The organism is Rhodococcus sp. P4_F3_2 (genome assembly GCF_056401335.1).
On the sequence record NZ_JBFUJN010000008.1, the window covers coordinates 261,576 to 273,466 of the forward strand.

The window sequence follows — 11,891 nt, forward strand, 5'->3', positions numbered from 1 at the left end:
GGAGCAATGACACCTACGCGTACGGCAGTGCTCGTCGATTTCGGTGGAGTTCTCACCTCCAGTGTTCTTCAGGCCTTCGAAGATTTCGGGGCCTCGCTTGGGGGAGACCCACGACTTCCGTTGACCCTGCTCTCCCGCGACGACGTCTCGAAGAGGCTGCTCGCCGATCACGAATCCGGAAAGATCGACCAGGAGGCCTTCGAGGCCGGATTCGGAGAACGTCTACGAGCGCACGGCGCAGTCGTCGACAGTGCTGGATTGGTCGACCGTATGCAAGCCGGGCTGATTCGAGACGAGGAGATGGTGCGTCTGCTCGCAGACGTGCGGGCGGCGGGACACCCTGTTGCGCTCGTGTCCAATGCTTTCGGGCGTGATTGTTATGCGGGTTTTGTTCTCGAGGACCTGGCCGACGAAGTGGTGATCTCCTCGGAAGTCGGGATTCGTAAGCCCTCCCGTCAGATCTACACCATCGCGTGTGAGCGCCTGGGCGTCGCGCCCGAAGATGCCGTGATGATCGACGATCTGCAACAGAATCTCGACGGTGCGGCACGATTGGGGATCGCCGGCATTCTCCACACCGACGCAGAAAGCACTCGCAGGCAATTGGCATCGACGTTCGGACTACTGCCCACGCAGTGAAACTGTAGGTTTCTCGGTAACACTCGAATACTGCCGGAACACTTTTGGAGGAACGAATGATTGCTGTCATCGCGGATATCATCGTCAAGGACGGAAGCGGCGAGCAGTTCGAAGCCGTAATCGCCGAACTTGCGGAGAAGGTGCGCACGGAGGAGCCCGGAACGGTTCTGTATCAACTGATCCGCTCGAAAACGGATGCGAATTCCTACAAGTTCATGGAGCTGTATCAGGACGGTGCTGCCATCAAGACTCACGGAACGTCCGAGCATTTCCAGGCTGCAGGAAAGGCGATGGCACCCTTCCTCGCCGGCGCCCCGCAGATCGAGTACTTCGACGCTCTCTGAGCGAGTGAACAGGTGAGCCCCGGCGAAATCTCGCCGGGGCTCACCTGTGTTTTCAGTTCTGCTTCTGGGCGAGGAGTTCGGTTCGGTCGATCGATCGCTTGAGGATCTTTCCCGTCGAACCCTTCGGGAGTGCATCGATGAACTGGACGACTCGGGGAATCTTGTAGGCGGAGAGACGTTCCCGAGCCCACGAAGTGACGGCGTCTGCTTCGAGGTCGGAGCCTGGACGCACGGCCACCACTGCGGCAACTTCCTCCCCGTAGTAGTCGTCGGGTATGCCGATCACTGCGGCTTCGATGATGTCGGGGTGCTGGTAGAGCACCTCTTCGACCTCGCCCGGATAGACGTTGTATCCACCACGGATGATGAGGTCCTTCACGCGGTCGACGATGCGAAGGTCCCCGTCGGGATCGGTCTCACCGAGGTCTCCGGTGCGGAACCATCCGTCGTTGGAAAGAACGGCGGCGGTGTCTTCAGGGCGCTTCCAGTAACCCTTCATGACCGTCGGTCCTTTGATGAACACCTCGCCCACTGTGCCTGCCTCGCAGACATTTCCGTCGTGATCACGCACCTCGACCTCGGTGCGCGGTACGGCGCGGCCGGTGTATCCGATCTTTGCGACGCGGTCGATGCTGTTGAAAGTCCCGAACGCGCTCGTCTCGGTGAGGCCGTAACCCTCGAGGATCGTGCAGTTGAACCGTGCTTCGAAGGCGCGAGCAACTTCACCGGGAAGTGATGCGCCACCGGAGATTGCGATCCTGAGTTGTTCGAAGTCGGAGCTGTCCACATCGGCGGCGGCGTGCAGCATGGCATTCCACATGGTGGGGACACCGGCCATGATGGTGAGCTTGTCCCGGCGGACCAGGTCGAGCATGGCAGCGGGGTCGAACCGGGCGAGCAGGGACAGTGATCCGCCGCCGGTGAAGGTTGCCATCATGACCGAACCCTGGCCGAAGATGTGAAAGAGCGGCAGTCCGGTTCCGGTGCGGTCCGATGGGTTTCCGCGGCTGCTCTCGGCGCCGATCTCACCGGCGGACAACAAATTCCCGACGGTCAGCTGAGCGCCCTTCGGGCGTCCGGTGGTGCCGGAGGTATAGAGAATCGCCGTGGTGTCTGTTGCTTCACGGTCGACCACAGTTGCGGGTGCATGATCGGCCTTCGCCGACTCTTCGGTGAGTGTCCACACCGGGACGCCGCGCGCGCTCCCTGCATCCTGGACTGCGGGACCGAGTTGATGCCACGCGATGGCCAGGGAAATCTCCGCGTCGTCCAGAACGTACTCGACTTCGGGTTGCGCCGACATCGTGTTGATCGGTACCACGACACAACCTGCGGCCTGAATTCCCATGTACGCCACTACGAATTCCGCTACCGACGGTGCCGCTAGGAGAACCCGATCGCCTACGCTCAACCCGGCATCGCGAATGCGGCCGGCGAACGCCAGGGATGCGTCGTGGAGCTGCCGGTAAGTCCAGTGTTCATCCGTGCCGCGGATCGCAATGCTGTTTCGAATTGCGATGTTGTCCGGTGTGACTTCCGCGTGACGGGTCACCGGGTCGAGAACGCTAACCATGGTTCTGCCTTTCGGGAGGAATCGACCGATTGTGTGTCCTGGGTCTCACCAGAGCGTACACTTGAATCCGGCGTCAACATCGAGTCTGCTGGGATTGTCCCGAAATGATGTTGGCTCGGAAGGATGGGGAGCGCACCGTGCTCGATGACGAATCGCGAATTGCCGCCCTGCCAGTGGCTCCGCCTGCGCTGCTCCGAGATCGGCCCACCACCGAGCGGGGAACCCGCACGCGCGCAGCGCTGATTGCCGCTGCCCGCACGGTATTCGAGCGTAGTGGCTATCTCGATGCCCGTCTGATCGACATCGCCAAAGAAGCCGGCTGCGCGACGGGATCGTTCTACACCTACTTCGCGAACAAGGAAGAGGTCTTCGCCGCCGTCCTCGAGGTCGCGCGAGACGACATGATGCACCCGGGCATGGGACGCGTGGCGGGCGCAGACGATCCGTACGCCGTGCTCGAGGCAAGTAATCGAGCGTATCTGGCGGCGTATCAACGCAATGCGAAATTGATGGGGCTGATGGAGCAGGTTGCTCACATCGACCCGGAGTTCCGAAAGTTCCGCAGCGAGCGTGCCAATGCGTTCATACGCCGTAATGCCCGCGGGATTGCAGATCTGCAGAGTCGTGGTATCGCGGACACGACGCTGGATCCAATGACAGCGTCAATTGCTCTGTCCGGCATGGTGAGTCGGCTCGCCTACAGTCTGTTCACCCTCCATGAGGGTGAGGTGGACGGGCGTTCGCCGGAGTTCGATCAGATTGTCGCCACGGTGACAGACCTGTGGGCTAACGCGCTGAAGTTCCCTGACCGATCCTGAAGCGGCAGGTCGCCCCGGCCGTATCGACGTTCGAGCGGCCGGGACGTGCCGAGTCTTGTTTCAGCTTTTCTCTAGTCAGCTTTTCTCTGTTCAGCTTTTCTCGACGACGCGAGCGACGGATTCGGCCACGACGACTGGCTTGTCGGAACCTTCGCGCTCAACCACCTGGCTCATCTTCACCTGGATTCCGCCGGGCAACTGCTCCGCGGACACAACGGTTGCACGCATGCGGACCCGGGATCCCACGGGAACCGGAGCGGGGAAGCGAACCTTGTCGTAGCCGTAATTGAGGCTGTGCGCGAAGCCGTCGAAGTGGATGAGTTGGTAGGAGAACTGTGGGCCCAGCGAGAGGCTGAAGAGTCCGTGCGCGATGGTGCTGCCGAGCGGGCTCGATGCGGCTCGTTCCGGGTCGACGTGAATCCACTGATGATCGTTTGTGGCTTCGGCGAACGCGTTGATGCGCTCCTGGGTGATGTCGTACCACTCCGTCGGGCCAAGTTCCTGGCCGATGAGCTTCTCGAGCTCGGCGAAGGTGGACGGGCGGACGGGCAATTGGTTTTCAGTCATCGTTGATCCCTTTACTCGCAGTTCAGGAGGACGGAACGGGCCGTTCGGGTGACCGTCGCGATTCGACGGTTGAAACTGACGCCGGATTCAACTATACATGAGGGGAGACGTGGATCACTGTCAGCGCGTAGGTATGACGCAAGCGAGAGGAATCGCTCATGAAGGTTGCCCAGAAGGTAGCAATTGTCACCGGTGGCGGCGGGGGGATCGGCGGTGCGTTGGCGCAGCGACTGGCCGCAGAGGGCGCTCGCGTCGTAGTAGCCGACCTCGACGGGGCGGCAGCTTCGGCAGTGGCAGAGGCGATCAACATGGAGCATCCCGGCGCAGCAGTGTCTGCGGGTGGCGACGTCTCCGACGAGACGGTCATTGCGGGCCTCATCGCGCAGGCGGAAAAGGAATTCGGCCCGGTCGACCTCTACTTCGCCAATGCCGGCGTCACCGGAGGCATGGGCCTCGACATCAGTGAGGACGTCTGGGACACGACGATCGACGTCAACGTTCGCGCCCACATTCGTGCCGCCAGGCTCCTCGTCCCTGGTTGGGCCGAGCGCGGGGAAGGCTACTTCATCAGCACTGCCTCTGCTGCCGGCTTGCTCAGTCAGGTCGGGTCCGCCGCGTACTCGGTGACCAAACATGCCGCGGTCGCGTTTGCCGAGTGGCTCTCGATCACCTACGGAGATCAGGGCGTTCGCGTCAGTTGCCTGTGTCCGATGGGTGTCAACACCAAGCTTCTCTACGAAGGCGAGAACTCCGGCGATCCGGTCGGCAAGGCCGCAACCGGGGCCGTGCTTGCGGCAGGCAATGTTCTCGAGCCTGCTGAATGCGCCGAAATCGTTCTTGCCGCAGTAGATGCCGAGGAATTCCTCATCCTTCCGCACAAGAACGTTCTGGACATGTACCGGCAGAAGGGCGCCGACTACGACCGTTGGCTGCGCGGGATGCGCCGGTATCAGGCGTCGCTGCTCGCGGGAACGCGATGACCGAGGAACTCGTCCTCTCCGAGCAGAGAGGAGCGGTGCTGGTCCTGACATTCAATCGGCCCCGCGTTCTCAACGCGTGGACCAACGAGCTCGAAGATCAGTACTACGACCTTTTGGCCGCAGCAGACGAAGATCCCAGTGTCCGAGCAATTGTTGTCACCGGCTCCGGTCGAGGATTCTGCTCGGGGGCTGACCTCGGCAATTTGAAGAACGTCGGCGACGTCTCCGAAAGTGATCTTGTCCGACCACGGGACCGTGATTTCCCGACCACCATTCGCAAGCCGCTTATCGCTGCCGTCAACGGCGTCGCCGCAGGGCTCGGAATGGTCGAGGCTCTGTACTGTGACGTTCGTTTCGGTTCGAGCGCAACGCGATTCACTACCGCGTTCGCGCGTCGAGGCCTGATTGCGGAGTACGGCATCTCCTGGATGTTGCCCCGCTTGGTCGGTCACAGCCGAGCAGTCGATCTTCTGCTTTCCAGCCGGATGGTGGATGCCGACGAGGCGTACCGTATCGGTTTGATCGACCACCTGGTCAGCGGCGGTGACGTTCTGGATGCGGCGATTGCTTACGCCGAGGACATCGCGGCCAACTGCTCGCCGACGTCCCTCTCCGTCATCAAATCTCAGATGAGTGCCGACGCGCACTCGACCTTCACCGATTCCGCCAGGCGTGCGGAATCGCTGATGCTGAACGCATTTCACGGCCCGGATGTCGTCGAGGGCGTCAACAGCCATCTCGAACATCGAGCCCCCAATTTTCCTTCCCTCTCTGTCAGGAGTTCACATGTCAGTGTTTGAGTTCTCGGATCGCACCAAGAAGTACCAGGCCGAACTGCTCGATTTCATGGACAAGCACGTTTACCCGGCCGAAGCGGTCTACGAAGAGCAGATGCGTGAGTCCGGTAACCCGCACTTCCAGCCGCCGATCATCGACGACTTGAAGAAGGAAGCCAAGGCGCGCGGGCTGTGGAACCTCTTTCACCCGCATCCCGAATGGGGCCCCGGGCTGACCAACCTGGAATACGCACCGCTTGCGGAGATCATGGGCCGCAGCCACCTGGCTTCCGAAGCCACCAACTGCGCCGCTCCGGACACGGGAAACATGGAGGTGCTCACGCTCTTCGGCACCGACGAGCACAAGGAGAAGTACCTCAAGCCGCTTCTCGAAGGCGAAATCCGTTCTGCTTTCGCGATGACCGAGCCCGAGGTTGCCAGTTCCGACGCCACCAACATCCAGCTTCGTATGGACCGTGACGGCGACGAGTACGTACTGAACGGCCGTAAGTGGTTCGCTTCCAACGCTTTGCACCAGAACTGCAAGGTTCTGATCGTCATGGGCAAGACCGACTTCAATGCCGCCACCCACCGTCAGCAGTCGATGATGGTCGTTCCGATTGATGCGCCCGGCGTCACGATCCTGCGCAACCTGCCGGTCTTCGGCTACCAGGACCGCGAAGGACACGGCGAGATCACTTTCGAGGACGTGCGCGTCCCGGCCAAGGACATTCTCGCGGGCGAGGGCGAAGGATTCGCGATCAGCCAGGCCCGCCTCGGCCCCGGCCGCATCCACCACTGCATGCGTGCAATCGGAATGGCCGAGCGCGCACTGGAACTGATGTGCAAGCGCGCATCCACCCGCATCACCTTCGGAAAGCCTGTCAGTGACAACGCAAATATCCAGGACTGGATCGCCGAGGCTCGTATCGACATCGAGATGGTTCGACTCCTCACGCTCAAGGCCGCACACATGATGGACACGGTGGGCAACAAGGAAGCGCGCACCGAGATCGCAGCCATCAAGGTTGCAGCGCCGAACATCGCGCTCAAGATCATCGACCGCGCCATCCAGGTTCACGGCGGCGGCGGCGTCACGGACGACTTCCCGCTCGCGATGGCTTACGCCCACATGCGCACCCTTCGCCTGGCTGACGGCCCGGACGAGGTGCACAAGCGCGCCATCGCCAAGCAGGAACTGCGCAAGTACCGCGAAGTCAAGGCGAACTGACATGGCAGGACTGGATCTCACCGGTAAGACGGCAATCGTCACAGGCGCATCGCGGGGCATCGGCCTCGCGACCGCGCAGGCGATTGCGGCGGCGGGCGGAAACGTCGTACTGACCTCGCGCTCACAGGAATCCGCAGATGCGGCTGCCGCGCAGGTGAACGGCAACGCGATCGGCGTCGGCGCTCACGCGACGGACGAGGATGCTGCCAGCAAGTGCGTCGAGCAGACGATCGAGCGTTTCGGCAGTCTCGACATCTTGGTGAACAACGCGGGCACCAACCCGTCGTTCGGGCCGATCATCAACCAGGATCACTCGCGCTTCGCCAAGACCTTCGACGTCAACGTGTGGGCTCCAGTCCTGTGGACCGGCCTGGCAGCGCGGGCCTGGATGGGCGAGCACGGTGGTTCCGTGGTCAACACCGCCTCGATCGGCGGCATGGCGTTCGAGGCCGGGATCGGTACGTACAACGCGTCGAAGGCTGCTCTGATCCACATCACCAAGCAATTGGCGCTCGAGTTGTCACCGAAGATTCGTGTCAACGCCGTTGCTCCGGGAGTGGTGAGAACCAAACTCGCCGAAGCTCTGTGGAAAGAACATGAAGAAGCGGTGTCCGCGTCGACCGCTCTCGGACGCATCGGTGAACCCGAGGACGTGGCCGCTGCCATCGCCTTCCTGGTTTCGGATGCAGCCCAGTGGATCACCGGCGAGATCATGACCATCGGCGGTGGCCAGTTGTTGGGTGACGCACTCCCGTTCCGGCAGGGAGCGTCCGTCGGTGGCTAGCGTCGGAGTAGTGGGACTCGATACCGAAGCGGTCACCGGGTGGATAGCAGGCCTGGGGATCGACTTCACCGGGCCGTTGTCCTTCGATCGAATCGGCCTGGGGCAGTCGAATCTCACGTACCTGGTTCGCGATCAGGCCGGCAATCGCTGGGTGCTACGACGCCCACCGCTGGGGCACCTGCTGGCCTCGGCTCACGACGTGGCGCGCGAAGCTCGAATCCTGAGCGCTCTCGAATCCACCGACGTGCCTTCGCCGCGAGTATTCGGGTTGACCGAGGATCCAGCCGTCACCGAAGTTCCGCTGCTCCTCATGGAATTCGTGGACGGCGAGGTGGTGGACCGAATGCCTCTTGCTGAGGCGTTGTCGGAAGATCGTCGCCGGGCAATCGGAATCTCGCTCGCTCAGACGCTGGCGAAGATACACGCCGTCGACCTCGGGAAGGCCGGTCTCGACGACCTGGCAAGCCACAAGCCCTACGCTGCACGGCAGCTGAAGCGCTGGGGCGGACAGTGGGAACAGTCGAAGACGCGGGAATGTCCTGACCTGGACGATCTCACCCGACGTCTCATTGCAGCTCAGCCGGCTCACACCGAAACCACGTTGGTGCACGGCGACTTTCACCTACGCAACGTGATCACCTCCGCTGAGAACGGCGAAGTTGTCGCGGCCCTCGACTGGGAACTCTGCACACTCGGTGATCCGTTGGCCGATGTCGGAAGCTTGTTGGCGTACTGGCCGGCGGCCGGGGAGGACACTGGTGGCGATTTCCCGGCGTCAGCGCTCCCGGGATTCCCTTCGCGAGAGGAGATCTCCCGGATCTATCTCGAGGCCACCGGACGGGATCCGGCTGCGCTGAAGTTCTGGCACACCTTGGGGCTGTGGAAGATCGCCGTGATCGCCGAGGGCGTGATGCGTCGCGCCCGCGACGAACCGCAGAATGCCGCCGAGAGCGGAACTCCCACCGTGGAACGTATTGACGCCTTGGTAGCCAAAGCCAGGGAAATTGCAGATCAGGCCGGGATCTGACGAGATCGTCCGGTGTCCGTCGAATCACGAAATTATGGAGGGCCAGTGAGCCAGGAACGTAGAACCGCAATTGTCACGGGTGCAGCACGCGGAATCGGTGCGGCAGTGGCCAAGCGACTGTCGGAAGACGGCTTTGCCGTTGCCGTGCTGGATCTCGACGAAGCAGCGTGTGCCGGAACCGTCGACGCGATCAAGGCCGCAGGCGGCCAAGCACTGGCCGTGGGCGCTGACGTCTCCGACGAGGCTTCGGTTGCTGCAGCGGTGGATCGTGTGGCCGCAGAACTCGGTGCACCTACCGTGCTGATCAACAATGCCGGCATCACTCGCGACAACCTTCTGTTCAAGATGAGCGTCGCCGAGTGGGATTCGGTGATGAACGTCCATCTGCGCGGAGCGTTCCTCATGTCGCGCGCGGTGCAGAAGTACATGGTGGAAGCGAAGTTCGGCCGCATCGTGAACCTCTCGAGCACGTCGGCTCTCGGCAACCGCGGACAGGTCAACTACTCCGCAGCCAAGGCCGGCATGCAGGGATTCACCAAGACATTGGCCTTCGAATTGGGCAAGTTCGGCGTCACCGCCAACGCCATTGCCCCCGGATTCATCGAAACCGAGATGACCGCCGCAACGGCAGAGCGCATGGGAGTCGGCTTCGAGGACTTCAAGACCGCTGCCGCTTCGCAGATTCCGGTCAACCGCGTCGGTCAGCCCGAGGACATCGCGCACACCGCGTCGTTCTTCGTCAGTGAAGGCGCGGGCTTCGTTTCCGGTCAGGTCGTCTACGTCGCCGGTGGACCCAAGGACTGACCGTCCGCTCACCGCTCGAACCGAAGGAATGGGCATGGCTTTCGACGAAGAGGCAGTATCGCGTGATCTCACCGAAAAGGTGAACACGCTTCTCGCGGAGAACGATCCGAACCGTGTGTCGGTGTCGGATTTCCTCGGCGCACGATTCGACGCCGGACTGGCGTGGGTTCATTTCCCCGAAGGTCATGGGGGACTCGGTGTACCGCAGAGCTTTCAGCGTCAGGTGAACGCTCAGCTGGAGGCCGCCGGCGCACCCGGCCCGGCCACCGGCAAGAACGGCATCGGACTCGGCATGGCGGCACCGACCATCGCCGCCTTCGGTACCGAGGAGCAGAAGCAGAAGTTCCTGCGCCCGTTGTGGACTGCGGAGACGGTCTACTGCCAGCTGTTCAGTGAACCGGGCGCAGGGTCGGACCTCGCGGCCGTCGCTACCCGCGCCGTCCGCGACGGCGACGACTGGATAGTCAACGGGCAGAAGGTATGGACGTCGGGCGCGCAGAATGCGCAGCTGGCGATTCTCGTGGCCAGGACCGATCCGTCACGTTCCAAGCATGCGGGTCTGAGCTACTTCATCTGCGACATGACCGACCCGGGCGTCGATGTCCGGCCGCTGCGTCAGATCACCGGCGAGGCCGAATTCAACGAGGTATTCCTCACGGACGTCAGGATTCCGGACGCCAATCGCCTCGGAGCCGAAGGCCAGGGGTGGAAGGTTGCGACAACCACCCTGAACAACGAGCGTGTTGCCATCGGTTCGGGCGCACCGCGTGAGGGAGGCATGATCGGAAAGGTCGCTCAGGCCTGGCGTGACAAGCCCGAGCTGCGTAATCCGGCGATGCACGACGAGTTGATGCGGCTCTGGACCGAATCCGAAGTTGCGCGTCTGACCGGTGAGCGACTGCGCCAGCAGCTCGCCGCCGGCCAGCCCGGCCCCGAAGGCTCGGGAATGAAGCTCGCGTTTGCCGGTTTGGCTCAGCAGATTTCGGGTTTCGACCTCGAGCTGCACGGCGAGGACGGTCTGCGCTACGACGACTGGACGCTGCGTCGACCGGATTCCGTCGACTTCACCGGGCGTGAACCCGGATACCGGTACCTGCGAGCCAAGGGCAATTCGATCGAGGGCGGAACGTCGGAGATCCTGCGCAACGTCATCGCAGAACGTGTACTCGGGTTGCCGCCCGAGCATCGCGTCGACAAGGACATCGCCTGGAAGGACTTACCCCGATGAGCGCCGATCTGCTGTACTCCGAGACCGAACAAGATCTGCGAGCCAGCGTCAGACGACTGTTGAGCGAGCGGGCCGGCGCCGACACCGTGGTCACGGCGTACGACGACGTGTCCGCCGACTTCACCGGGCTGTGGAAGTCGCTGGCGTCGGAACTCGGTTTGGCGGGACTGCTGGTACCCGAGGAACTGGGCGGGGCAGGTGCGTCGACGCGTGAGGCGGCGGTCGTGATGGAGGAGATCGGACGTGCGGTCGCTCCCGTTCCGTTCTTCTCCAGCGCGGTGCTGGCGACGACGGCGTTGCTGAAGGCCGGCGAGACCGAGGTGCTCGGTCAATTGGCAGCGGGGGATTCGACGGCTGCTCTGGTCGTCCCGTTGTCCACTGCACCAGGAACTTTCACACCTACTGTCAAGGTAACGGCGAGTGGACTCGTCGGCAGCGTCACGACGGTTGCCGGCGTCGCCGAGTCCGATGTTCTTGTTGTTCCGGTTGCCGGTGAGAGCGGCCTGGAGTTGCACACCGTTCGGATCGCCGACGCTACCGTCACGCCGGTTCTGTCCCTGGACATGACGCGCCGATTGGCGGACGTCGAGTTCTCGGGTTCGTCGTCGGTCCGTGTCGACAGCGGCAATGCGGCGCAAGCGGTTGAGGAAGCGTTGCTCTGCGGAAGCGCACTTCTGGCGTCCGAACAGTTCGCTGTAGCTCAGTGGTGCCTCGAAACGACTCTCGCGTATGTGAAGGAGCGCAAGCAGTTCGGCCGGGCGATCGGTTCGTACCAGGCGATCAAGCACCGCCTCGCCGATCTCTGGCTCGAAGTCAGCTCCTCGGGAGCGGCAGCACGATATGCGGCGGACACCTATGCGCGCGGCGACGCCGATGCGGCGATCGCAGCGACGGTGGCCCAGGCATTCTGCAGCGGCGTCGCGGTTCATGCTGCGGAGGAATGCGTCCAACTTCATGGTGGTATCGGAATGACGTGGGAGTATCCGGCGCACCTGTACCTCAAACGGGCGAAGAGCGATCAGCTGTCGCTGGGAACCGCGTATCAGCATCGGGCACGCCTCGCCGAGTTGGTCGACCTCCCGATCTCGTCCTGAAACTCACCCACTATCTGTCTGGAGAA

Annotated in this window: 13 protein-coding genes; 11 read left to right on the plus strand and 2 right to left on the minus strand. The window is 62.6% G+C overall.

What is annotated here, in order from left to right; translation table 11 throughout:
* Window positions 1-6: 6 nt before the first annotated feature.
* Window positions 7-639 (plus strand): HAD family hydrolase, encoded by a 633-nt coding sequence (locus AC1DWA_RS11500; protein WP_205907017.1) that lies wholly within the window; start codon window positions 7-9, stop codon window positions 637-639.
* 56 nt (window positions 640-695) lie between these two features.
* Complete coding sequence (locus AC1DWA_RS11505; protein ID WP_445386894.1) at window positions 696-983, plus strand: putative quinol monooxygenase; 288 nt, start codon at window positions 696-698, stop codon at window positions 981-983.
* Between the two features lie 52 nt (window positions 984-1,035).
* Here the strand turns inward: AC1DWA_RS11505 and AC1DWA_RS11510 are convergent, their stop codons facing one another.
* Complete coding sequence (locus tag AC1DWA_RS11510; RefSeq protein ID WP_021331756.1) at window positions 1,036-2,556, minus strand: AMP-binding protein; 1,521 nt, start codon at window positions 2,554-2,556, stop codon at window positions 1,036-1,038.
* 104 nt (window positions 2,557-2,660) lie between these two features.
* Here AC1DWA_RS11510 and AC1DWA_RS11515 point away from each other — a divergent pair, with 104 nt between their 5' ends.
* The gene (locus AC1DWA_RS11515) at window positions 2,661-3,374 is read left to right on the plus strand and encodes a TetR/AcrR family transcriptional regulator (RefSeq protein ID WP_019745704.1); all 714 of its coding nucleotides are present in this window, start codon (window positions 2,661-2,663) and stop codon (window positions 3,372-3,374) included.
* Between the two features lie 90 nt (window positions 3,375-3,464).
* On the opposite strand, the gene AC1DWA_RS11520 is transcribed toward AC1DWA_RS11515, so the two are convergent.
* A complete protein-coding gene (locus AC1DWA_RS11520; RefSeq protein ID WP_003942878.1) occupies window positions 3,465-3,941 on the minus strand; it encodes a MaoC family dehydratase in 477 nt (158 codons plus the stop codon).
* A gap of 158 nt (window positions 3,942-4,099) precedes the next feature.
* Here AC1DWA_RS11520 and AC1DWA_RS11525 point away from each other — a divergent pair, with 158 nt between their 5' ends.
* The 8 genes from AC1DWA_RS11525 to AC1DWA_RS11560 are packed head-to-tail and all read left to right on the plus strand — an operon-like array spanning window position 4,100 to window position 11,865.
* Window positions 4,100-4,921, plus strand: a complete 822-nt coding sequence (locus AC1DWA_RS11525) for an SDR family oxidoreductase (RefSeq protein WP_283567227.1) — start codon at window positions 4,100-4,102, stop codon at window positions 4,919-4,921.
* The gene (locus AC1DWA_RS11530) at window positions 4,918-5,721 is read left to right on the plus strand and encodes an enoyl-CoA hydratase-related protein (RefSeq protein WP_113682693.1); all 804 of its coding nucleotides are present in this window, start codon (window positions 4,918-4,920) and stop codon (window positions 5,719-5,721) included. The genes AC1DWA_RS11525 and AC1DWA_RS11530 overlap by 4 nt, the downstream gene beginning before the upstream one ends.
* On the plus strand, window positions 5,708-6,928 hold the full coding sequence (locus tag AC1DWA_RS11535) for an acyl-CoA dehydrogenase family protein (protein ID WP_019745701.1): 1,221 nt from the start codon (window positions 5,708-5,710) through the stop codon (window positions 6,926-6,928). Before AC1DWA_RS11530 ends, AC1DWA_RS11535 begins: the two co-directional genes overlap by 14 nt.
* A 1-nt stretch (window position 6,929) precedes the next feature.
* Window positions 6,930-7,712, plus strand: coding sequence for an SDR family oxidoreductase (locus AC1DWA_RS11540; protein ID WP_477846868.1), 783 nt, complete (start codon window positions 6,930-6,932; stop codon window positions 7,710-7,712).
* Window positions 7,705-8,739, plus strand: coding sequence for a phosphotransferase family protein (locus AC1DWA_RS11545; RefSeq protein ID WP_477846869.1), 1,035 nt, complete (start codon window positions 7,705-7,707; stop codon window positions 8,737-8,739). The genes AC1DWA_RS11540 and AC1DWA_RS11545 overlap by 8 nt, the downstream gene beginning before the upstream one ends.
* Before the next feature lie 45 nt (window positions 8,740-8,784).
* A complete protein-coding gene (gene fabG / locus AC1DWA_RS11550) occupies window positions 8,785-9,543 on the plus strand; it encodes a 3-oxoacyl-ACP reductase FabG (protein WP_020909429.1) in 759 nt (252 codons plus the stop codon).
* A gap of 34 nt (window positions 9,544-9,577) precedes the next feature.
* On the plus strand, window positions 9,578-10,771 hold the full coding sequence (locus AC1DWA_RS11555) for an acyl-CoA dehydrogenase family protein (protein WP_477846870.1): 1,194 nt from the start codon (window positions 9,578-9,580) through the stop codon (window positions 10,769-10,771).
* The gene (locus tag AC1DWA_RS11560) at window positions 10,768-11,865 is read left to right on the plus strand and encodes an acyl-CoA dehydrogenase family protein (RefSeq protein WP_020909428.1); all 1,098 of its coding nucleotides are present in this window, start codon (window positions 10,768-10,770) and stop codon (window positions 11,863-11,865) included. Before AC1DWA_RS11555 ends, AC1DWA_RS11560 begins: the two co-directional genes overlap by 4 nt.
* Window positions 11,866-11,891: the final 26 nt, after the last annotated feature.

Bases quoted from the DNA above. Each gene is read 5' to 3' on its own strand.
- AC1DWA_RS11500 (WP_205907017.1), top strand. From the start codon at position 7: ATGACACCTACGCGTACGGCAGTGCTCGTCGATTTCGGTGGAGTTCTC.
- AC1DWA_RS11505 (WP_445386894.1), top strand. From the start codon at position 696: ATGATTGCTGTCATCGCGGATATCATCGTCAAGGACGGAAGCGGCGAG.
- AC1DWA_RS11510 (WP_021331756.1), bottom strand. From the start codon at position 2,556: ATGGTTAGCGTTCTCGACCCGGTGACCCGTCACGCGGAAGTCACACCG.
- AC1DWA_RS11515 (WP_019745704.1), top strand. From the start codon at position 2,661: ATGATGTTGGCTCGGAAGGATGGGGAGCGCACCGTGCTCGATGACGAA.
- AC1DWA_RS11520 (WP_003942878.1), bottom strand. From the start codon at position 3,941: ATGACTGAAAACCAATTGCCCGTCCGCCCGTCCACCTTCGCCGAGCTC.
- AC1DWA_RS11525 (WP_283567227.1), top strand. From the start codon at position 4,100: ATGAAGGTTGCCCAGAAGGTAGCAATTGTCACCGGTGGCGGCGGGGGG.
- AC1DWA_RS11530 (WP_113682693.1), top strand. From the start codon at position 4,918: ATGACCGAGGAACTCGTCCTCTCCGAGCAGAGAGGAGCGGTGCTGGTC.
- AC1DWA_RS11535 (WP_019745701.1), top strand. From the start codon at position 5,708: ATGTCAGTGTTTGAGTTCTCGGATCGCACCAAGAAGTACCAGGCCGAA.
- AC1DWA_RS11540 (WP_477846868.1), top strand. From the start codon at position 6,930: ATGGCAGGACTGGATCTCACCGGTAAGACGGCAATCGTCACAGGCGCA.
- AC1DWA_RS11555 (WP_477846870.1), top strand. From the start codon at position 9,578: ATGGCTTTCGACGAAGAGGCAGTATCGCGTGATCTCACCGAAAAGGTG.
- AC1DWA_RS11560 (WP_020909428.1), top strand. From the start codon at position 10,768: ATGAGCGCCGATCTGCTGTACTCCGAGACCGAACAAGATCTGCGAGCC.